The sequence below is a fragment of the Roseibium limicola genome, assembly GCF_017313085.1.
Classification (GTDB): Bacteria; Pseudomonadota; Alphaproteobacteria; order Rhizobiales; family Stappiaceae; genus Roseibium; species Roseibium limicola.
Window position 1 is genome coordinate 33,989 of sequence record NZ_JAFLNF010000012.1, and the last position, 21,496, is coordinate 55,484.

At 57.5% G+C, this 21,496-nt stretch carries 20 protein-coding genes and 1 tRNA gene; 9 read left to right on the top strand and 12 right to left on the bottom strand.

Features of this window, described 5'->3' with window-relative positions; translation table 11 throughout:
• Positions 1-52: 52 nt before the first annotated feature.
• Both J0X15_RS19520 and J0X15_RS19525 read right to left on the bottom strand, forming a co-directional pair.
• Positions 53-859, bottom strand: coding sequence for an SDR family NAD(P)-dependent oxidoreductase (locus J0X15_RS19520; RefSeq protein WP_206944567.1), 807 nt, complete (start codon positions 857-859; stop codon positions 53-55).
• A 12-nt stretch (positions 860-871) separates the two neighbouring features.
• On the bottom strand, positions 872-2,626 hold the full coding sequence (locus tag J0X15_RS19525) for an ABC transporter substrate-binding protein (protein ID WP_231710508.1): 1,755 nt from the start codon (positions 2,624-2,626) through the stop codon (positions 872-874).
• 316 nt (positions 2,627-2,942) lie between these two features.
• Here J0X15_RS19525 and J0X15_RS19530 point away from each other — a divergent pair, with 316 nt between their 5' ends.
• From J0X15_RS19530 to J0X15_RS19550, 5 genes are all read left to right on the top strand, one after another.
• The gene (locus tag J0X15_RS19530; RefSeq protein WP_206944579.1) at positions 2,943-3,905 is read left to right on the top strand and encodes a sugar ABC transporter substrate-binding protein; all 963 of its coding nucleotides are present in this window, start codon (positions 2,943-2,945) and stop codon (positions 3,903-3,905) included.
• 70 nt (positions 3,906-3,975) lie between these two features.
• A complete protein-coding gene (locus J0X15_RS19535) occupies positions 3,976-4,773 on the top strand; it encodes an SDR family oxidoreductase (RefSeq protein WP_206944581.1) in 798 nt (265 codons plus the stop codon).
• An 85-nt stretch (positions 4,774-4,858) separates the two neighbouring features.
• The gene (locus tag J0X15_RS19540; RefSeq protein WP_331461958.1) at positions 4,859-5,833 is read left to right on the top strand and encodes an ABC transporter permease; all 975 of its coding nucleotides are present in this window, start codon (positions 4,859-4,861) and stop codon (positions 5,831-5,833) included.
• An 11-nt stretch (positions 5,834-5,844) separates the two neighbouring features.
• Entirely contained in the window at positions 5,845-6,846 is a 1,002-nt protein-coding gene (locus tag J0X15_RS19545) for an ABC transporter permease (protein WP_206944585.1), read from the top strand.
• Positions 6,843-8,354 (top strand): sugar ABC transporter ATP-binding protein, encoded by a 1,512-nt coding sequence (locus J0X15_RS19550; RefSeq protein ID WP_206944587.1) that lies wholly within the window; start codon positions 6,843-6,845, stop codon positions 8,352-8,354. The genes J0X15_RS19545 and J0X15_RS19550 overlap by 4 nt, the downstream gene beginning before the upstream one ends.
• 7 nt (positions 8,355-8,361) lie before the next feature.
• Here the strand turns inward: J0X15_RS19550 and J0X15_RS19555 are convergent, their stop codons facing one another.
• The 9 genes from J0X15_RS19555 to J0X15_RS19595 all read right to left on the bottom strand — a co-directional run bounded on the left by J0X15_RS19555 (position 8,362) and on the right by J0X15_RS19595 (position 16,526).
• Positions 8,362-9,162, bottom strand: coding sequence for an SDR family NAD(P)-dependent oxidoreductase (locus J0X15_RS19555; RefSeq protein ID WP_206944589.1), 801 nt, complete (start codon positions 9,160-9,162; stop codon positions 8,362-8,364).
• A 10-nt stretch (positions 9,163-9,172) separates the two neighbouring features.
• Positions 9,173-10,045, bottom strand: coding sequence for an amidohydrolase family protein (locus J0X15_RS19560; RefSeq protein WP_206944591.1), 873 nt, complete (start codon positions 10,043-10,045; stop codon positions 9,173-9,175).
• Between the two features lie 54 nt (positions 10,046-10,099).
• On the bottom strand, positions 10,100-10,648 hold the full coding sequence (locus tag J0X15_RS19565; protein WP_206944593.1) for a carboxymuconolactone decarboxylase family protein: 549 nt from the start codon (positions 10,646-10,648) through the stop codon (positions 10,100-10,102).
• On the bottom strand, positions 10,645-11,322 hold the full coding sequence (locus J0X15_RS19570) for a glutathione S-transferase N-terminal domain-containing protein (protein ID WP_231710509.1): 678 nt from the start codon (positions 11,320-11,322) through the stop codon (positions 10,645-10,647). Before J0X15_RS19570 ends, J0X15_RS19565 begins: the two co-directional genes overlap by 4 nt.
• Complete coding sequence (locus J0X15_RS19575) at positions 11,319-12,629, bottom strand: TRAP transporter large permease (protein ID WP_206944595.1); 1,311 nt, start codon at positions 12,627-12,629, stop codon at positions 11,319-11,321. The genes J0X15_RS19570 and J0X15_RS19575 overlap by 4 nt, the downstream gene beginning before the upstream one ends.
• Positions 12,626-13,144 carry a TRAP transporter small permease subunit gene (locus J0X15_RS19580; RefSeq protein ID WP_206944597.1) on the bottom strand — a complete coding sequence of 173 codons (519 nt, stop codon included), beginning with the start codon at positions 13,142-13,144 and terminating at the stop codon, positions 12,626-12,628. Before J0X15_RS19580 ends, J0X15_RS19575 begins: the two co-directional genes overlap by 4 nt.
• Positions 13,145-13,253: 109 nt before the next feature.
• Positions 13,254-14,282, bottom strand: a complete 1,029-nt coding sequence (locus J0X15_RS19585; RefSeq protein WP_206944599.1) for a C4-dicarboxylate TRAP transporter substrate-binding protein — start codon at positions 14,280-14,282, stop codon at positions 13,254-13,256.
• A 153-nt stretch (positions 14,283-14,435) separates the two neighbouring features.
• A complete protein-coding gene (locus J0X15_RS19590) occupies positions 14,436-15,359 on the bottom strand; it encodes a LysR family transcriptional regulator (RefSeq protein ID WP_206944601.1) in 924 nt (307 codons plus the stop codon).
• Positions 15,360-15,641: 282 nt separating this feature from the next.
• Positions 15,642-16,526: a LysR family transcriptional regulator gene (locus J0X15_RS19595; protein ID WP_206944603.1), complete on the bottom strand. Its 885-nt coding sequence runs from the start codon at positions 16,524-16,526 to the stop codon at positions 15,642-15,644.
• Positions 16,527-16,656: 130 nt separating this feature from the next.
• Here J0X15_RS19595 and J0X15_RS19600 point away from each other — a divergent pair, with 130 nt between their 5' ends.
• From J0X15_RS19600 to J0X15_RS19615, 4 genes are read left to right on the top strand one after another with little or no spacing between them, the layout of a single operon-like run.
• Positions 16,657-17,604: a Bug family tripartite tricarboxylate transporter substrate binding protein gene (locus J0X15_RS19600; RefSeq protein WP_206944605.1), complete on the top strand. Its 948-nt coding sequence runs from the start codon at positions 16,657-16,659 to the stop codon at positions 17,602-17,604.
• On the top strand, positions 17,601-18,110 hold the full coding sequence (locus J0X15_RS19605; protein WP_206944607.1) for a tripartite tricarboxylate transporter TctB family protein: 510 nt from the start codon (positions 17,601-17,603) through the stop codon (positions 18,108-18,110). The genes J0X15_RS19600 and J0X15_RS19605 overlap by 4 nt, the downstream gene beginning before the upstream one ends.
• Position 18,111: 1 nt before the next feature.
• Complete coding sequence (locus J0X15_RS19610; RefSeq protein WP_206944610.1) at positions 18,112-19,626, top strand: tripartite tricarboxylate transporter permease; 1,515 nt, start codon at positions 18,112-18,114, stop codon at positions 19,624-19,626.
• Positions 19,610-21,199: a gamma-glutamyltransferase family protein gene (locus tag J0X15_RS19615; RefSeq protein ID WP_206944612.1), complete on the top strand. Its 1,590-nt coding sequence runs from the start codon at positions 19,610-19,612 to the stop codon at positions 21,197-21,199. Before J0X15_RS19610 ends, J0X15_RS19615 begins: the two co-directional genes overlap by 17 nt.
• A gap of 183 nt (positions 21,200-21,382) precedes the next feature.
• On the opposite strand, the gene J0X15_RS19620 is transcribed toward J0X15_RS19615, so the two are convergent.
• Positions 21,383-21,459, bottom strand: a tRNA-Met gene (locus J0X15_RS19620).
• Positions 21,460-21,496 lie beyond the last annotated feature (37 nt).

Consider the following 21,496-nt stretch of genomic DNA (forward strand, 5'->3'; position numbering starts at 1 on the left):
CAGGCGGAAGCATTCCACCTTGTAAACTTTTGATTTCAATGAGATTATTGTTTTACTGAATGCACCAGCCGCCATCGATATGGATCATCTGGCCAGTCATGTAATCGCTGTCGTGACTGACCAGGAATGCCGCCGTCCCGACGATGTCTTCAGGGTATGAGACCCGTTTGATCGTCAGGTCGTTCTGGGCGATATCCTCATAAGCCTGTCCTGCTTTCTTCTTGAAACCAATCTCGACGAGATCCTTGTCGAGCTGCTCCCACAGTGGTGTCACAACCACGCCCGGCGCATAGCCGTTGACGTTGATATTATGTTCGGCCAAAGAAACCGCACCACAATGAGTGAGGGCCAGGCAGCCATATTTCGAGGTGCAATAGACCGTTACATCCTTGAGAGGCTTGCGTGATGCTATCGAACCGACATTGATGATCTTGTAAGGTGTTTCCTGCGGTCCCTGATCAATCATCTGGCGGGCAGCTTCCTGCATGCCCAGCCACATGGCCTTGGTGTTGACGTTCATGATCATGTCCCAGTTATCTTCATCGATATCCATGAAGAAACGGGGCTTGTTGAGACCGGCATTGAAGATGGCGACATTGATCATGCCAAACGCATCCACCGTGGCCTTGACGGCCCCAGCGTTATCCTCCCGCCTGGTCACGTCCATCTTGACGGCAACTGCCTTGCCGTTGCCCTCGGCGTTGATCTCGTCTGCGACCTTCTGAGCTTCAACGATGTCTAGATCACCGAGGCAAATGTTTGCGCCCTGCCGAGCAAAATGCACTGCATTGGCTGCGCCCATCCCACGCGCTGCACCAGTGATGAGAATATTTTTCCCTTTTAGACGGTTGGGGTCCATGTTTTCCTCCCATTATAGTTTTCCGACCTCCTGCAAATGGCGGTCAGACCGGTTCTGAGCTGCTTGGAGCGCGGCTTTCGGTGTTTGAACGCCACGCAGCATGTCGTGACATTCCTCCCCGCAAATGCGGATGATTTCGCTGATTTCGGGGATCGGTGGGCGCGGCCAGAATTGAAGCTCATCGCGCCATGACATGGCATCGACAGCCTCGAAGATTGGCGACAGGCGGCGGACCTCGGGATCTGCACCGACCGAGTAGCGCGGATTGGTCCGGCTGCCGTGCTCGACGTAGAGCTTCTGGGCTTGCGCTGAGGTAAAGACGATCAAAGCCTCGATTGCTGCTGGCAAACGCTCGGGCGCAATGTTGGCCGGGATGCCGAAGAGATAGCCGCCGACCGGCGCGATCTGTGAGGCATTCAACCCGGCAGGATGCGGCAAATAGTCGACATTGCCAAAGGCCGCACAGGTCGGGTTCTGCTCGAAATATGGCGCCAGCAACGTATAGCCATATGCCATTGCGACCTTGCCGTTGGCGAAGGGACGTACCCGCTCGTACCAGGACATCGAAAGTATATCCGGCGGCGAATACTGCAGAAGCGCCATCAGATATTCGGCTGCGGCGAGCCCGCGTTCCGTGTCGATGGTCGGGCGATAGCCGGTCTGAGCCAGACGGCTTGCGTCATAGCCCCCAGCCTGTCGCGGCAGATTAACGATCGGCTGACCGAAATCCGCACAGGTCATCATGAACGTGTGACCCAACGCTGTGCCACGGGCTGCGTTCCAGGCGATGCCGTATCGTCCCTGCGTCGGGTCATGTAGCGCCTTTGCCGCTTTCAGCAAAGCGTCCGTCGTGTGGGGCGGCTCAAGCCCGGCCTCTGCCAGAAGGTCTTTGCGATAAAACAGTAGCTCCGGCGTTGTCTGAGACGGCACGCCGTAAGGACGCCCGTTCCAGTGAGCTGCCTGCCAGCCTGCCGTATGGAAGTCGCTCGGGTTGAGGCGCTCGACATCGAGGATCTCATCAAGTGGAAGCAAATGGCCCTTTTCCGCAAACTCCCCAAGCCATGGCAGATCCAAAGCAATCAGGTCATAGCGGCTGGTTGCTCTCTGGGCGTTCTTGACTGCTTCTTCATGTAGGCGATCAATCGAGAAGGCCCGCTGGTGGATGGGGCAGCCCACCACCTGTTCAAACTGGCGTTTGAGCCCGTGCATGACCATAAAGGTCGGATCGCCATGCACCAGTACGCGTAGGCCACCCGTCAGCTTAAGTGGTTCAAGCAAGACCTGCGGCGGCTGGATCGTCTGCGCCTCGAGGTATGATCCGCCGAAATAATAATCTTCAGTGCCGGAACGCGGATCGTCGTTTCCGAAAGACTGAACCGCCATGCGGCGCACCCGGCTGCTGAACTGTGTCCAGGCCTCCAGCATGCTGGCGCTCGGATGCCGCGAAAAGCTCTTGCCAGTGGAGGTGCGCACACGCTGCTCGATCAACCCACGGCTCATCATATCCTGCATACGGCGGTTCGCCGTCGCATAGGGCACGCCCGAGGCGCCGATCAAGGAAGTCGGCGTCACCACTTTAGCTTCAAGATGCCTCTTCACGAGATAAGCCGACATTTTGACATAGGGGTTCGGAGCCATAATCTCTAGCAAACCTTCCAGTTCGTCCTCGAAACTCTCCAGAAAGGAAAGCGCCTTGAGGATCTCGGCCTTGGTCTGCGGTGTCAGATAGGGTGTCTCCTTGCCCAACTCTCCTTTATGGTGGTTCATCGCGCTGCTCCTGACCTGGCGGCGTTCCGACCCACTGCACATTTCCTCAATTTGGATATTTTTTGGATGAACATTGATCATCTCCATTAGATTGGGCGAGAGCACTCTCGCGCAAAACGGGCAAAAAGTTCATTCTGGATTTAATATTATTCAATTTGAATATTTTTAGGGACGCATAGAATCGGGTGGCACGGCAGGGTTCATAGGACACTCAAGCCGAGTGACACGTCCGGATCTGGAGGGGTCCTGGACACTCTGAGCCTGGAGGGGCTTTGACGAATTCTGGTCCGAAAGGGCCTATTGGGAGGAACTCAAGATGAAAAATACACTTCGCGCTGTGCTCGCGATCAGCACCGCAGCGGCCGGAATGACATTCGCCGGCGCCGCTTTTGCCGACACCATGAAAATCGGAATTTCCCAAAACAACGTTGGCGTCGACAGCTATCAGACCACCTACGAAAAAGCCTTCATCTCTGCAGCGGATGCCAATGCGGACGTCGAAACGGTCGTGTTGGACGCTGGCGGCGATGTGGCGCGCCAGATCGCGCAGATCGAGGATCTCATTCAGCAGGAAGTTGACGCGATCATCATCTGGCCGACCAATGGCGAAGCCGTCATCCCGGCCGTTCGCAAGGCATCCAAAGCCGGCATCCCGGTGATCGTTACCAACTCCAACATTGCCGAACAGGGCTTTGACTTCGTCAAATCCTTCTCCGGCCCCGACAACATCACCCAGGGCGCCCGCTCCGCCGAAATCATGTGCGACAAATTCAAGGACATGGGCATTGCCGACAAAGCCAAGATCGTCCAGATTTCCGGCCAGCCTGGGTACACCACAGCCATCGAACGGGCTCAAGGCTTCGAAGAACGTCTTCCGGAAGTCTGCCCGAATGTGACCCTTGTGGAAACACAGCCGGGTGACTGGAATCGCGAAAAGTCGCAAAAGGTCATGGAAGCGTTCCTGGTCAAATACGACGATATCGATGGCGTCTATGCCGGCGATGATAACATGGGTGTCGGCGCCCTGAACGCTGCAAAGGCCTCTGGTCGCGACGGCATCATCTTCGTCGGTGCAACCAACTTCTCGGTTGGCTACGAAGCCATGGAACGCGGTGAATACTGGGGTTCGATCTATCAGTCGCCGGTTGATGACGCGGAAGCTGCCCTGCAGACCGCCGTCGATGTGCTTGCCGGCAAGGAAGTGCCCTTCCTGAACTACTTCGACACGCCGAAAATCACCCAGGACAACATGAGCAACTACAGCAAGCCGGTTTTCTAATGTCGGGAAAGGCGCGGGACATTTCCCGCGTCACCTCATCTCATAATCATAAAACATCCGGGAGAGAAGCATGGGCCGTGTGTCCGGGCGTTCCTGCATTGTCACTGGCGCCGCGCGCGGCATCGGCAAGGCGATAGGTGAGGCCCTTCTGGAAGAAGGTGCCGATGTGTGTTTCGCAGACATCAACGGCGAGGAAGTCAGCGCTGTCTCAGCACGCAACCAGGAACGCGCCGCCAGAACCGGCGGCAAAGTCACCTGGGCGAAAGTCGACGTCAGGGACCGTGATCAGGTCCGCGCAATGATCGACAAGACGGTTGCGGCTTTCGGAAAACTGGATGTGAAGTTCAACAACGCTGGCGTCAACAAGCCGATGAACTTCCTAGACGTAACCGAAGACAACTGGAATTTCATTATGACGGTCAACGGCCTGGGCTGCATGATCGGTATCCAGGAAGCCGCAAGGCAAATGATCTCACAAGGCACCGGCGGAAAGATCATCAACACCGCCTCCGTGGCCGCGCGTCAGGGGTTCGACAATGTCGCGCCCTATTGCGCCTCGAAGTGGGCGGTCGTTTCGCTGACCCAGTCGGCAGCGAGGGATCTTGCCAAACATAACATCACTGTCACTGGTTTTGCACCTGGTGTTGTCGCCACCGAGATGTGGGATCAGGTCGATCAGGACCTAATGAACATCGGCGCAGCACAACGTCCTGGCCAGGCAATGGAAGAATTTTCATCAGAGATCCTGCGGGGAAGGGTTGCCTCCCCCAAGGACATTACGGGCACGACTACCTACCTCGCCTCGGAAGACAGTGACTACATGACAGGCCAGATCGTCATGATCGACGGTGGCATGACACTGGTCTAAGGAGCGTCATCGGGTTTGGGAGGATCAGATGTCAGAACTGACACAAGAAAAAATCGGCCTTAAAAGCAGGCGAAGGGAGCAACCAGTGGGGCGCTTTTCCAATCTGAAACTGGGGGAGATCCTTGCCCGACAGGGCATCCTCATCGCATTTGCGCTCTTTCTGATCGGCTTCACCATTGCAAATGATCGCTTTCTCGCCCCGGACAATATCATGGGGGTGGTTCGCTCGTCGGCCATTCTCGGCGTCATGGCACTTGGTGTTACCTTCGTCGTTCTGAGCGGCAATCTCGACCTCTCGGTCGGATCGATGATGTCCTTCTCGACGATTGTCGTTCTCGATCTTCACGACAAGATCGGCCCTGTGTTGGCCATCCCGGCCATGTTCGCCATGACCATGTGTCTCGGCGCGTTGATTGGTTTTCTCGTTGGTTACCTCAGACTGAACTCCCTCATTGTGACACTTGGCATGTTGTCGGCCATCCACGGCCTGACGCTGACTTATTCCGGCGGCAAGAACATGGACATCGCGGACAAGGAAGGCACCTGGTTCAGCGTCTTCGGTCAGTCCGACCTCGTGGGCATCCCAGTCCCCATCCTCATCTTCGCACTGCTTGCATCCACACTCGGAATCCTACTGGCGAAAACGCCATATGGCCGCAAGGTCTATGCCGTCGGCGGCAACGGTCTGGCAGCAACATTCTCGGGCATCAACCGGTCACGGGTAGTCTTCACCTGCTATGTCCTTTCGTCATTTTGCGTGGCAACCGCAGGCCTGCTGCAAGCCAGCCGATCCCTCGGAAGCCAGAACACTGTGGGTCAGGGGCTTGAGCTTGAGGTGCTGGCCGCTGTCATTTTGGGCGGTGCGTCCCTGATGGGCGGCTCCGGCACGATCTTCAAAACCGTGATCGGTGTGCTGATCCTCGGCTTTATCCAAAACGGTCTTTTGCTCGTGGGGCTGCAGTTCTACGCCCAATACATCGTCACCTGGATCATCATCATTCTTGCAGTCTGGTTGGACATCGCAGCCAAGCGCGGCAAGCTCTGGTCACCGATAGCGTGAGGCGGACAATCATGGAACCTGGAACGCTCAGTACCTTTCTAAAGCGTGGTGCCATTTGGGGCTTCATCGTTTTCGAGCTTATCTTCTTCAGTCTCGCCGGCGAATTCCTGTCGTTCAGCGACAAGGCCTTCATGGACCTGGACAACATGCTGTTGTTGTTCAAACAATCCGCCCCCATCGGAATCATCGCCGTGGGCATGACCATTATCATGATCAACGGCAACATCGATCTGAGCGTCGGAGCGACCTATGCCCTGAGTGCCATCGTCCTACTCGACAGCATGACGTGGCCGATGTTTGCCGGAATGGGCAATGCGGTGATCCCGATTGCCTGGGGCCTGGCCTTGCTGACGGGTGTCGTGCTTGGCGCGCTCAATGGGCTGATCGTCTGGAAGACCGGCGTGGACGCCTTCATCGTGACGCTTGGCGCTATGCTGGGCTATCGCGGTCTGGTCTTCATGTACAACGGTGAGCAGCCGACCTCTCACCTTAACTGGACTTTGGTCGATTTTGCAGAAGCGCAGTTTCTCGGGCTTCACACAGCCACCTGGTTCCTAGTCGCTGTCACTGCCGCTGTCTGGTTTTTGATGAACAAGACAGTTCATGGCCGCAACGCCTATGCGATTGGTGACAACCGCGCAGCGGCCACCAACGCAGGTATCCGTGTCGGCCCGCACATGCTGATCAATTTCATGATCATCGGCTTTCTTGCCTCGCTTTCGGCTGTCGCATTTTATTCAGAATCTGGCTCCGTCAATCCCAATGACGGTGAACTCTACGAGCTTTGGGTGATCACTGCCGTGGTCCTGGGTGGCACAAAGCTGACCGGGGGCGCCGGATCGGTGCTGTCCACCCTTGGTGGTGTTCTGGCGATACAGCTGCTGCGAAAAGGGCTTGGGCACATTGGTGCAGACACGGAAACCGTCAATCTTGCAATCGGCATAATCCTGATTGCCGTGCTGTTGCTTGACCGGCAGTTGAACATCAAGGGCAAAGAGGAGCTGAGAGTATGAGCACGCAAAAACCAGCCCTTCGACTAGAGGGGATTCTCAAGACCTTTCCCGGCGTACGCGCCCTCGACAATGTGTCCTTTTCCGTCATACCCGGCGAGGTTCATGCCTTGATGGGGGAAAATGGCGCCGGCAAGTCGACCCTGATGAAGGTACTTGGCGGTCTCTACCAGCCGGACGATGGCCAGATCATTATCGACGAACAACCGGTTGTTATGACGTCTCCGCTTCAGGCCAAATCCAAGGGCATCGTCTTCATCCATCAGGAACTCAGTCTGGCGGAGGAACTGACAGTCGCAGAGAACATCTACCTGGGTGAACTGCCGCACAAAAGTTTCGGCCGGGTCGACTGGAAAAAGCTGCATGCCCAGACAGATTCAATCTTGCAAAGGCTTAAGGTCGGCTTCAACGCCAAGACCCGCGTCGGCGAGCTGTCAATTGCCAACCAGCAAATGGTCGAAATTGCTCGCGCCCTGACCGTTGAAGCCAAGGCCGTCATCTTCGATGAACCTACCGCTTCCCTGACCGATGCAGAGAAGGTGGTACTCTTCGATGTGATTACCGACCTCAAGTCCCATGGGGTTGGCATCATCTATATTTCCCACCGTATGGAAGAGATCTTCAAGATCACGGATCGCATCAGCGTGCTGCGGGATGGGCAATATCGCGGCACTTTGAATACCGCCGAAACGACGGATGACGAGATCACCCAACTTATGATCGGGCGCAAACTCGATCTCTCGCGCAATGCCAGCCATCACGAGGTCGGCGATGTCGCTCTCGAGGTGCGCGAGCTTTCCTGCGGCGCCTTGTTCAAGAACATCGATTTCGAGGTGAGACGTGGCGAGGTTGTCGGTTTTTATGGGCTGGTCGGTGCCGGACGCACAGAAATTGCAGAGACCCTTTTTGGTCTGCGTGAACCCACTGCTGGCCAGATCTACCTTGATGGTGCCGAAGTCACTATCCACTCCCCGGCAGATGCGATTGCAAAGGGCATTTCGCTTGTCCCGGAAGATCGCAAGGGCCAGGGCCTGGTGCTCGGGATGAACTGCCGGGACAACATGACCTTGCCCCAGGTTGAAGGCTTGAAGTTCGGCCCCTTCGTTGCAGAGACCGATGAAGTCGCCATCTTCGACAAGTACAAGGAACGCCTCGACATCCGCACGCCCGGCTGGAAGCAGACCGTCGGCAATCTCTCGGGCGGCAACCAGCAGAAGATCGTCATTGCCAAGTGGCTATCGATGCATCCGAGCATTCTGATTGTCGACGAACCAACCCGCGGCATCGACGTCGGCAGCAAATCGGAGATCCACAATCTCATCCGCGAGCTTGCCTCACAAGGCTATGCGGTGATTGTCATCAGCTCCGAAATGCCGGAAGTGCTACACGTCAGTGACCGCATCATCGCCATGTATAGCGGTGAAATCATGCGGACTTTTACCTCAGATGAAGTGACGGAAGACAACCTCATTCAAGCCATCTCCGGCATCACCTCAAACCGTGCTGCCTAGAGATTGCCTAGTCGCACCTGGCGGTCATGCCGCCATCGACGATGATTTCCGTGCCCGTGATGAAGCGGGCCTCGTCGGAGGCCAGGAACAGGGCGGCGTTGGCGGTGTCGCGGCCATCGCCCATGAAACCAAGCGGGATGCGGGAAAGCCGGGTCTTGAGCAGTGCATCAACGTCACCGCCCGCACGTTGGCCTGCGAGACGCGCCTCCACCATTGGCGTATGCAGCTGACCGGGAACGACCGTATTCACCCGCACTCCCTTTGCCGCATATTCCACCGCAACCACCTTGGAAAACTGGATCACCCCGGCCTTGGTCGCCGCATAGGCAGACTGGGCCGCCCCCGTCCAGCGCATGCCGGAAGTCGACGACGTGTTGACGATGGCGCCCTTGCCGCTGGCTTCCATGATCGGCAGCACATTCTTGCAAGTGAGGAAGACGCTTTTCAGATTGAAGTCGATCTGCCTGTCCCAGATCTCTTCGCTCATCTCCACCGGCCCGCCCTTGGCCGATCCGCCGACGTTGTTGACAAGGATATCGACCGTCCCGAAATGCGCCATACAGGCTTGCACCATCGCCGCCACCGCATCGCCCTCGGTGATATCGCAGATGTGCCCGACGATTTCGCCCCCAACAGCTTCGGTTCGCTCAATCGTTTCCTGCAGCGCGTCCTGGCTGATGTCGACGGCAAATATCTTGGCGCCTTCCTCGGCGAAACGCACACTTACGGCCCGCCCATTGCCCCAACCGGGCCCGATGCATCCCGCACCCGTGACGATAACGACCCTGTCCTGAAGCCTTCCGGTCATGGCTCTCTCCTCAAGCTTCGAACTTGTAAAACCGCAATGGATTGTCGACCAGCAGCGCCTGCTGCAACGTCGCGCTTGGGGCGATTTCTGGGATCAGATCGACCAGATCGCCATCGTCGGGCGGATCGGCGCGGAAGTTGGGATGAGGCCAATCGGTGCCCCACAACACCCGCTCAGGAAAATTCTCCACCAGCTTGCGGGCAAATGGCACAGCATCAGCATAGGGCGGATCCTGGCGGGACGCCCGCTCGCAGCCGGAGACCTTGACCAGGATGTGATCATTTTCCATCAGCCCGAGCAATGCATCATAGGGGTCTTGGTCCATGCCCAGAGACGCATCGACACGTCCGATATGATCGATCACCACGGGAACGCTCGCTTTGGCCAACCCCGGGGCTTTCTCCACGATCAGTTCGTTGTCCATGTGGATCTGCAGATGCCAATCGAAGCGGCCGAGGCGGTCAGCGAGACGCAGAAGCGCATCCATCGAGGCACCGCCGGTGAGATGCGCCATGTAGTTGAAGCGGATGCCACGAAACCCCATGGCGTGATGGCGCTTGATTTCATCATCAGATACATCAACCGGTAGCAACGCGATGCCGAGATATGTGCCTGTGCGTGCAGCGATGGCATCAGCCGCCGCGGAATTGTCGAACCCATGAACCCCGGACTGAACCACGACACAGCGCTCGATGCCGATCATCTCGTGCAGGGCGAAGAGCTTCTCCTTGGGGGCATCGCCCGGATGAAGCTTGCTTTCAGCTGCATAGGGAAAGCGGGAGGCCGGCCCAAACACGTGACAATGGGTGTCGCAAGCCCCCTTCGGCAGGGCAAAGGTCGGTTTACGCGGGGAGGAATGATAAGTGATGGGAGCCGTATTCAAGACGGACCTCTTTGATAGATTTGAACGAATGACCACGGAAAAGCAAGGCGAAGCCTATTCCAGCTCCGGCTTCAGACCATCCGGCGGCGGCACTTCGAAGACATTGATCGTCATGGAAATCAGCGTGTAATAGCCAAGCAGCCCGGTCAGATCGACAACGGCGTCCTGCCCAAGCACCTCGACAGCCCTTGCATAGACCTCATCAGTGACCTTGCGCTGCGTGTGCAGCATCTCCGAAAAGCGGTAGACGATTTCTTCGTCGGCTTGCAGGAACACCGGATCGTCTCCAGTGCGAATGGCTTCGACGATTTCCTTGGAGATGCCGGCTTTCAGGGCAATCGGTTTATGCGCCGCCCACTCGAATTCCGACATCCAGACCCGTGCGGTTGCCAGGATTGCCAGTTCTGAGAGGCGCGGTGACAAGCTTGAGTCATAGCGGCAATACCGGCCGAGCGCCTGGGCCCGATCTGCCAGATCAGGCCGGTTGAGCCAGATGGCGAGAGGGCCACGAACTCTGCCACGTGGGCCGGAGGCGATTGCCTCATAGACTTCGCGCTGACGCGAACTAAGAGCGTCCGGTTCAAGCGGTGGAATACGGCTCATGAGGCGAGATCCTCCGGTCGGCGGGTGTCGTTGAATGCAGGTTCGGCTTCAGCAAAGTGGTCAAGCCAGGAGACAAGTTCCGGAAAGCGGCCACGCCATTCCACCGGCTTGCGCCAATCGAGATATCCCAGCGCACAAGCAAGGCCGATGGAGACTACATCGGTGACCGTTGGGTCGGGCAAGGCCTCTGCCATGGCCGCGAGGCCACGCTCCACCTTGCCGCGCTGATGGTTCAACCAGACAGTTGAAATCTGCTCTGGCTGACGAAAGCGTGACTCATAGACCATGAGAAGCGCTGCATCGGCGATCCCGTCGGCCAGCGTTGCCCTGGTCTGCATGCGCGCCCGTTCCATGGGGTCTTGCGCGAGCAGGATATTCCGGCCCGACCAGCTGTCGAGAAACTCCAGAATGACCTGGCTGTCGTAGAGAGCGGTTCCATCCTGCAAAATGAGGCAGGGCATCTTGCCGAGCGGGTTTTGCAGGCGCAGCGTATCCGTCGCATCGCGGGTGTCAGCCGGAGCCAACTCCACCCTCTTGCTTAACCCCAGAACCTCGATGGCAATGCGGACCTTGCGTCCAAACGGAGATGTCAGCGTCGAGCGAAGGGTTCGCGGTGCCGGTCCGGCAACGAGATCGACGGGGGAGGTCAAAGTCGCACTCATATCCTGGTTCATTTCATCGTCTCAGGCAGGAACAGGGCGATCTGCGGGAACATGCAAAGCAGCAGCAGCATCACGAAGCCGGCGAGCACGTAAGGGATGAGTCCGCGGAAAACATCTTCGAGGCTCACCCGGCCTTCCGATGCGGCCTGCACCACGAAGCAGTTGATCCCCACCGGTGGTGTCACCGCTCCAATCTCGACCAGAAGCACAACGAAAACGCCGAACCAGATCGGATCGAATCCCAGCTCCATCATCACTGGATGGGTGATCGGCAAGGTGATCGCCAGCAATGCCGGAGCATCCATCATCATGCCAAGCACAAGGTAGATGCCGACGATGATCAGCACCACGACCCACCGATTGACGTCCAATGTTGTCAGGAAGCTTCCGAGCGTGTTCGCCACACCACTGATGGCCAGGAACTTGGAAAACACCAGAGCGCAGATGATAATGGCAAAGATCATCGCCGACGTCCGGATGGTGTCGAGAAGTGTATCGCCCAGACGCACGCCCTTGAGGCCGCGCTGCCGGATGATCGCCAGGACAAGCGTGAGGCCGGCACCGATGCCGCCGGCTTCCGTTGGCGTGAAGATGCCCAGATAGAGCCCTGAAATGATGCAGACAATTACAAGAACCAGCGGCCCTGCAAGACGAAGCGAATAGATCTTTTCCTTCAGCGATGCTTCCGTCTTGATGGAAGGGGCCAGCTCCGGCTTGCGCCAGACGGTGATATAGGTCGCCAGGCAAAGCAGCGTTGCGAAGATCACCCCGGGGATGACACCGGCGATCAACAATCCGCCGATGCTGGAATCCGTCAGAATACCATAAACAACGACCAGAGCGCTTGGTGGAATCATCACCGCCAAGGTTCCGGCAATGGCGATTGAGGCCGATGCCAGACTCTTGTCATAGCCGCGTGCCAGCATCTCCGGCAGAGCAAGCTTGGTAAAGACGGTTGCCGTTCCGACGCTCGACCCCGAGGCTGCGCCAAAGGCTGCTGCACCGATCGTGGTGGAGATTGCCAACCCACCTTTCAGGTTTCCAAGCCACTTGCTGGTAGCCTCGAACATGTCCTCCCCAAGTCCGGCCCGCATGGCAAAGAACCCCATGAGCAGGAACAGCGGAATGACACTGAAATGAAAGCTGTGAGTGGTGTCGAAGAACACCGTTGAGAGCACCGCCGTGGCACCGTTGACACCGACGATCGCTGCAAGGCCAGCAGCTCCAACCGCCCCGAGGGCGACCATGACATTTACGCCGAGCAGGATCGCGGCAAACAACGCCCCGATACCGACAAGGCCGATTTCCAAACCGGTCATTCCGAGGTCAACTCCTCATGTTCTTCCGTCTTGATCAGAACGCGCAGGCTGCCCAGAACAAACTGAATGGCCAGCAGCATCAGGCCGAAGAAGACGACGAACTTGATGGGATAGAGAGGATAGCGAACAGTGCCCCACTGTTGCTCATTGATGGCAAAGGACTTCATCGCGTAGCCCCAGGCCGCATTGGTGCACCAGGCGAAGAAGATCGCCCCCAGTGCGAGCGCAGTAAAGCGCGCAGCCTTTTGCAGCCCGTTGGGCATTCTCTGGGTCAGAAGCACCACACGGATATGCCCACCTTCATACTGGGTCAAAGCCAGCGACAGGAAAATGAGCACCGTCAACATGGACTCTGTCAGCTCAAAAGCTCCAGACACCGGTGCATTGAAGATAAAACGCGAAACGGCATTCGCAATCACCAGCAGCATCATCGCGAAGGTCGTATACCCCGCCACATAGCCGCATGCTTTCAGGAAGGTGCCGTACCCGCGCCAGATCCGATCGAACATCGACATCGGTGATGTCTCCGAAATTAGCTGGTCATCGAAGCCTGTGTCCGATGAAGGAGGAGGGAATTACGGGGGCACGACAGGCCCCCGCAGAATGTGGCCTGAACAAGCTTGCTTAGAAGCTCAGTTCCTTGACAATTTCAGCGCTCGGAACACCTGCCGCATCGGCACGGTTGATCCATTCCTTGCGCACAGCCTGAATGCGCTCGTCGCCAACGATGGAGGTCAATTCCTCTGTCGGGAATTCGATGACCTCAACGCCTTTTTCGGTCCAGCCTGCACGCACCTGAGCAATCGTGGCGTCCAGTTCGTCCGAATAAGCCTTGGCGTACTCGGAGCCAAGTTGATCGACGATTGTACGGGTTTCCTCATCCATGCCGTTATAGGTATCGAGATTCATCGCAATCAGATGTCCGAACGAAGCCCCAAGCGGGATCTCGATGTAATATTTTGCGACTTCATCATATTTCCAGCCATGGGCCAACGCCGGACCAATTGGCGTGCAATCCAGAATGTTGCGCTCCAGCGCTTCATAGGCCTCTGAGGTTGCAATCGATACCGGGGTCGCGCCGAGGGCTTCCACCAGCGCCGGATAGGCAAAGCCGTAGGTCCGGATACGCTTGCCCTTCAGGTCTTCGGCCTTGCGCACGGGAGAGGTACACAGCAGGCCGTAGCTTTCCAGCGGGCGATAGCCGATGGCTTTCAGGTTCTGGCTGGTCAGTTCCTGACCGAACTGCGGATAGGTCGCATGCCAGGTTTCCATAAGCTCGGCAATTTCCATCGTCGACTTCGGCTGCGGAATAAAGAAACCAACCGCATTGTTGAGCGGGAACCTGTCGGGGAAATACGGCGTGACGATATCACCAAAGTCGCCAACGCCAGCTGCCAGAGAATCCGGAACTTCGCGGGTCTTGGCGACGCTGCCGCCCCAGAATACTTCAATTTGATGCTTGCCGTCCGTGCGCGTCTTGAACTCGTCAACGAACCACTGGGTTGAAATCGCCTGAGCGTCACCAGCGCCCTGCGGCTTGAAGGTGATCCACTTGTAAGTTTCAGCAGTCGCCGAGGTCGTCCAGGCTGCGGCAAGCAAGCCTAAACCGACAGCTGCAGAGCCCAAAAGCCCGCTGCGCGGAAATCCAGTCATGTTTCCTCCCATGGCGCCTGTTCCTGCGCCTACCATTATTTTCAGTCGAGCCAGTCTCCCTCCTTCGAAGCTGGCGACAGTCCTGATTAAAAAGATCGCGAGCTATAATTCAAATATAATAAAGGCATGCAACCCATACCTTGAAAGCATGCCCTATCGCCAAATACCAGTTTCGGTCAGCTCCACGACAACCTCTCGTATGAGTTCTTCAATCACCGTCAGGGTTTTTTTCTTGCTCTGGTCCGTGCGCATGGCAACACAGAGCGACCATTTGATTTCCGGTTCGCGAATGGGTGCGGCTTCAAGCACACCTTGCTGTACTTCCGAAATGATTGCGCCATAGGTGAGGATGGTAAAACCGTGTCCGTATTTGACCAGCGACTTGGTATGTCCAATACCATCCGAACGGGTGACGATATTCAGTGAAATATCATTCTCTTCCGCGTGGGTATCGACGAGAATTCGCAGAAAATTCGGACGGCTAGGCATGATCAAAGGGTAGCTGCTGGCCTCCGCCAATGTGTAGTCGGCTTCGTCCAAAGTGCCGGTTTTCCCGACAAGGCACAGGTTCTCGACCAGCAGCTCACTGATCCGGATCTCATCCCTCGGCTTGGGGTCATGCATGACCGCGACGCCGATTTCATTGTTGTTGAGTTTTTGCTCCAACGCGCCACTAAAGCCTTCGACAAACCGCAACTCAATCTCCGGATAGCGTTCCTTGGCACGCTCCAGAAGGCGCGGCGCAATAAACTCTCCAGGCGTTGGCGGCATGCCCACGGACACCACACCAGCGGGTCGGCTGGCATGAATGGTCACGTCATGGTGGGTTTGTTGGACCTGGTTGAAAATCAGGTAAGCCCGACGCAGCAGAATTTCACCGGCTTCGGTCACTTCAGCCCCGCGGGCGCTGCGCACAAACAACTGAACCTTGAGATCATCTTCCAGCTTCTTGATCTGACGGCTCAAGGCAGGCTGGGCAATCCTCAGTCGATTTGCGGCACGGGTAAAGCTTTTCTCTTCTGCAACGCAGACGAAATACCGAAGCGTTCTCAACTCGACAATCCACTCGCCGGTCATTGCGCGCCTCGGCAGTAAGACAGAGACAATTTCGTGAGTTTCATGACGGTTCCAGGTTTTGTCTACGCCGAAGCAGGAACGGCATACTTGCCGGAATTCCATGGAATTTCCAAACGTTCCAAGCCAATACATCCAATAGACCGGATTTTTTGGGGGGTCTCATAAAATCCTAGAACTCAGGAAATCACGCCATTCCGAACTTACCCGAATTGCCGCAATTTCTTGGAAACGTCGCCCGCATCTCCAGGTGCTATTGACTTCAATATCTCTCCCTGCCCTGCCTCAATCTATGTCATCTGGGCCACTTCCTGCCTGCCGCAGAGCTTCCGTGAGTGTGTCGAGAATATCGACGCGGCCGGTGTCGCGGCGCTGCACGACGCCAAGCTGTCGCCTGAGCGGCGGGGAGCCAAAAGGGAACCACCTGAGATCCGCCATCAGCGAGTGTTGCAGGGCCACATAAGGGATGATCGCGAAACCCAGGCCAGCTTCAACACAACCGATCACGGCCGTCATGGTATTGACCGAAATGATCTCCCTTGGGGACACGCCCAGGCGGGCAATTTCCGTGTCGATCTGACGTGCCAGCGGAACACGGGTCCTGTAACGGATATAGGGCACCTCCAGCAGAAGGTCCTCCAGGCTGTCTCCCGAAACGCCAGGCGGTGTCAGAACGACCAGGGGCTCTGAGATCACCGAAGTCCACTGCAGACCTGCGGGCACGGCGACGTGATCTGCAACCAACGCCGCATCCAGCTGGCCCGATGCGACCTCCGCCATCAGCTCTTCCGACATGCCGATACGCAAGCGATAGGTGAGCTCTGGATAGATGCCACGCAAGCTGGCCAGAGCACGTGGTACGAGAAAGCTGCCACCGGTGCGCAGTGTGCCCAGAACCAGGGTGCCACGCACCTCGCTTCCCGAGATGGAAGACTTGGTTTCCGTAACGATGCGCAGAATTCTACGGGCAGCCGCCAGCACCTCGGCGCCACGGGTGGTGAGCACGGGGGGGCGTCGGGAACGATCGAAAAGGTCTGCGCCGATTTCTGCTTCCAGTGAAGCGATCTGCTGACTGACGGCGGACGCGGTCATGTTGAGACCACGAGCTGCAGCCGCAAATCCCCCATGTTGCGCAATCGCAAGAAGCGTTTCGAGTTGCCGGATGTCCATGTGGGCAAGTTAAGCAAAACTGATCTTAAACACAATCAATTCGCGCTTTGTAAAAGAAATCCTTGTGTTAGCATTCATTGTTGACGCTAAACCTCCGATAAAAAATCGGTCCTTCCAGGGAGCTTCATTTATGAAAATTCGTTTGGGCCTTGCAGCCCTCCTCACCGCCGCAGTTGCATTTGTTTCCCCCGCAGCTGCTCAAGACTATCCCGAACGCGCTGTCGAGTTCATCGTGCCATGGTCGCCGGGTGGTGGCTCCGACACGCTGATGCGCATCATCTCCGGCAACATCGAGCCCTACCTCGGCGTTGAACTTCCGATTATCAACATGCCGGGCGTTGGCGGCACCGTCGGCCTGCGCGAAGCATCCCGCAAGCCTGCCGACGGCTACACCATCTCCCAGGTTCATGAAGGTCTGCTTGTCGCCACCGAAACCGGTGTGACGGACCTGGCCTGGAGCGACTTCGAGCCGATCGCTCTGATGACCGCATCACCACAGTTTCTCGTCGCGCACCCGACTGAAAACTACAGCAACCTTGAGGAATTCGTCGAATACGCCAAGGCACATCCGGGTGAAATCACCATTGGTGTGACCCTCGGCGGTGTGCCGCATCTCCATGCTGCCATGATCGAACAGGCCTACGGTCTGAAGTTCAAGTATGTCGGCTATGAAGGCACCGGCCAGCGCGTCCGGGCTCTCGTCGGTGGCAACCTCGATGTTGCAATCGGCGACATTTCTTCGTCCGCGCAGTTCGTTGAAAATGGCGATCTGGTTTTCCTCGCAGTCGGCTCGTCCGAACGTATGCCAGCAACCCCGGATGTCCCGACCTTCAAGGAGAACGGCAAGGATCTGGAACTGATGGTGACACGTGGCATCATCATGCCGAAGGGAACGCCGGCAGAGGCTCGCGACACCATGGAAGCCGCGCTGCAGAAGCTGTCTGAAGATGCGACATACATCGAACAGACCAACAACGCCGGTGCCGATGTCATGTTCCGTGGCCAAAAGGACTACACGGCTTACCTCGCCAACCTTGACGAGACGGTTAAGTCTCTCTCTGAGGTTCTGGCTCCGTGAGCGAGTCTTCCAGCAAGACGACTTTGGAAGCGGGCGAAATCGCTCGCTTCCTCAGTTACCTGGCGATTCTTGCCGCCTCGGTAGTGCTGTTCGTCTCGGCCGGCACGATACCGTCATCGCGCTTTGAGACCCTTGGGGCCGGTGCATTTCCGCGCTTCGTCTATGGCGCCATTTGTCTTGTCGCAGTCATCGCCATTGCAGACGGCCTGCGCAAGATCTCCCGCAACAGTTGGGCACACTTCGGCGCAGAAACCTTTGCATGGGCAAAGCGAAGCCGTCTGGTCTTCGTCTGCCTCGCGGCCTTTGCCGTTTATATCGTCGCGTTGCCGATCCTCGGGTTCTCCATAGCCAGCTTCATCTTCGTGCTGAGCCTCCAGATCATCCTGATGCCGCGTCGCCCGGTGTCCATCCTCGTGGCCATCGTCGTTGCGCTGACATTCTCTTTCGGTCTCAACTGGCTCTTCGCCGAGGTCTTCACCGTGTTCCTGCCGCGTGGAGTGATGTGACATGGCAGATTTTCTTTCGGCACTCTCCCAGATTTTCACCCTGTCGACGCTGATCTACATGCTAGCCGGCTCGGTCGCTGGCATCGTTGCTGCGGCGATCCCGGGCTTCACCGTAACAATGGCCATCGTGCTGACCCTGCCGCTGACATTTTCCATGGAGCCTTTGCAGGGCATCGCGGTCATGCTCTCGGTCTACGTTGGTGGGTATACGGGAGGCCTCATCTCCGCTGCCCTGCTTGGCATTCCAGGCACCCCCTCCTCGGTCGCGACCACCTTCGACGCATTTCCGATGGCCAGAAACGGCGAACCGGGACGCGCTCTGTCTTTGGGCGTATGGGCTTCGTTCTTCGGCACGATTATCTCGACAATTGTCCTGATTGTCGCAGCCCCGCCACTTGCCATTTTCGCAGTCAAGCTCGGTCCCTGGGAGTATTTCTCGCTGATCGTGTTCGCGCTGACCATCGTCGCAAGTCTCGTCGGCGACTCGGTGATCCGCGGCTTGCTGGCCGGCCTCATAGGCCTGGCCCTCTCGACAGTCGGCACGGACCCCATCATGGGACGTCCGCGGTTCGATTTCGGTATCGAGATGCTGCAGTCCGGCCTGCCGTTCCTCGTCGTTCTGATCGGAATTTTCGCGATCTCTCAGCTCGTTTCCGAGGTCGAAGACGTCAAGTCCGTCAGATCCGGAAACTCCCTTGTGACAGGCGCTATCGACTTTCAGACTTGGAAGGTCATGCGAGAGGTCCTGATGAGCCCGGTCAACCTGCTGCGCTCATCCATGATCGGTGTGCTGATCGGCGCTCTGCCGGGTGCAGGCGGCTCAATCGCCAATCTTCTGGCCTATGATCAAGCCAAGCGGGCTTCGAAGACACCGGATGAGTTTGGCAAAGGCATACCAGACGGTATCGTCGCCTCCGAATCCGGCAACTCTGCGACCGCCGGCGGCGGATTGATCCCAATGATCGGTCTTGGCATTCCGGGCTCCGCTGTTGATGCCATCTTGATGGCCTCCCTGATGGTGCACGGAATTTCGGTCGGACCGAGGCTGGTCATGGACCATGGCGATCTGGTCTACGGTATGTTCATCGCCATGGCCGTTGCCTCTCTGATGATGCTCCTCGTGTCGGTTCTGTCCATGCGGCTGTTCCTGCGCGTTGCCGAGGTACCCAAGTGGCTCATCGTTCCGGCTGTCATGACCTGCTGTGTTGTCGGATCATTTGCCCTCAACAACCGCGTCACAGATCTCTATCTGCTCGGGTTTATCGGTGTTGCCGGTTACATGCTGCGGGCGCTTAAATATTCGCTCGCACCACTGGTTCTCGGCGTCATTCTCGGTCCGATCGCAGAAACCAACCTGCGCCGTGCGCTGATGACCGATGACGACCCGACCTTGTTCCTTTCGCGTCCCATCAGCCTGATCTTTCTCATTGCCGCTGTTTTCTCCATTGCCTGGGCTGTCCGCGGCCATCTTAAATCTCGTAAAACCAAGAAGAACACTGATGCAACTGCGCCATGATCCCGTTTATCCTTCACGTCGTTCTCCGGTGCTTGCGGAAAATGTCGTGGCGACCTCGCAGCCTTTGGCCACTCAGGCCGGGCTTGAAATCCTCCGCCAGGGCGGAAATGCTGCCGATGCGGCCATTGCAACCGCTGCCGTCCTGACCGTTGTCGAGCCGTCCGGCAACGGCTTGGGCTCCGATGCTTTCTGCATTCTCTGGGATGGCAAGGAGCTTCATGGCCTGAATGCCTCCGGCCGTGCGCCGGCTGCCTGGGGACCGGAACGGTTCCCCGGTGGCATGCCCTCCAAAGGCGTCGACAGCGTCACGGTCCCCGGTGCCATCAGCGCCTGGGTCGAGGTCTCCGAACGCTTCGGCAAACTGGATCTGAAAACGACCCTGGCGCCGGCTATCCGCTATGCGGAAGACGGTTTCATCGTGTCGCCGGTGATTGCCAAACTCTGGTCCGTCGCGGCAGAAAACCTCGGGACCCAGCCCGGGTTTGCCGAAACCTTCCTGCCGGATGGACGCGCACCGAAAGCCGGGGAACGCTTTCAAAATCCGGGCGCGGCGCGCACTCTGCGCGCCATTGCCGAAACCAAAGGCAAGGCCTTCTATGAAGGCGAAATTGCAGAGGAAATCATCGCCTTCTTGCAGGCCAACGGCAGTGCCATGACGCTGGATGATCTTGCAAGCCACCGTCCCGACTGGTGCGGCACGGTCTCCCAATCGTTCGGCGACGTCGAGCTGCACGAAATCCCGCCCAACGGTCAGGGCATCGCAGCTCTCATGGCCCTAGGGATGCTGGAGCACACCACAATCCGCGACCATGGGCCGGATGATCTGACGGCTGTTCACCTGCAGATCGAAGCGCTCAAGCTTGCCTACAGGGATCTTCATGCCTTTGTCGCTGACCGCGATCACATGAATGTGGTCGATGAACAGGCCCTGCTTGATCCGGACTATCTGAAAGCGCGCGCAGCTCTGATTGACGCTGAAAAGGCAACCGATTATCCGGTGGGCGCTCCGAAGCGTGGTGGCACGGTGCTGCTGAATGTCGGTGACGCAGCCGGTATGATGGTCAGCTTTATCCAGTCCAACTATGCCGGATTCGGCTCCGGGGTCGTTGTTCCAGGCTGCGGCGTCTCCCTGCAAAATCGTGGGTTCGGGTTCAACACCACCATAGGACATCCGAATTGTGTTGCCGGTGGCAAGCGTCCCTTCCACACCATCATCCCCGGCTTTGCAATGAAGCAGGGCGCGCCACTGATGGCCTTTGGCATGATGGGTGGCCCGATCCAGGCCCAGGGGCACGTTCAGCTCCTCCTGCGCACTCAACTCTGGAACCAGGACGTACAGACCGCAGCGGATGCTCCGCGCTGGCGCATGATTTCCGGTTTGGATGTTGCCTGCGAGCCCACCATGCCGGCCGAAATACTGGAAGGCCTGGGCGCAATGGGGCACAGGATCACAGTAGAAAGCCCCGACAATGCCTTCGGCTTCGGCGGGGCCCAACTGGTGCACCGTCTCCCGGCAGGCGGCTATGCCGCCGGGTCCGACCCGCGCAAGGATGGACAAGCCGCCGGCTTCTAGCAAACCATCTTTTTATCACGAACAGGCCTGGCGCCGCAGGGACGGTGCCGGGCCTTTTTATTGACTGACCTGTTCCTCTGGCATGTGCGCAGGTCAGAGGCTTGCCGACCCTCTTCCACCAGTCTTCAGAACGTCAAAAAGCCCGCAGGATTTCTCCGTGCGGGCTTTTTTGTATTTTGTATTTGGTTGCGGGAGCAGGATTTGAACCTGCGACCTTCAGGTTATGAGCCTGACGAGCTACCGGACTGCTCCATCCCGCGTTGTTTTGAGGTTTTTTTTTGCGCTATCGGCTGTTGG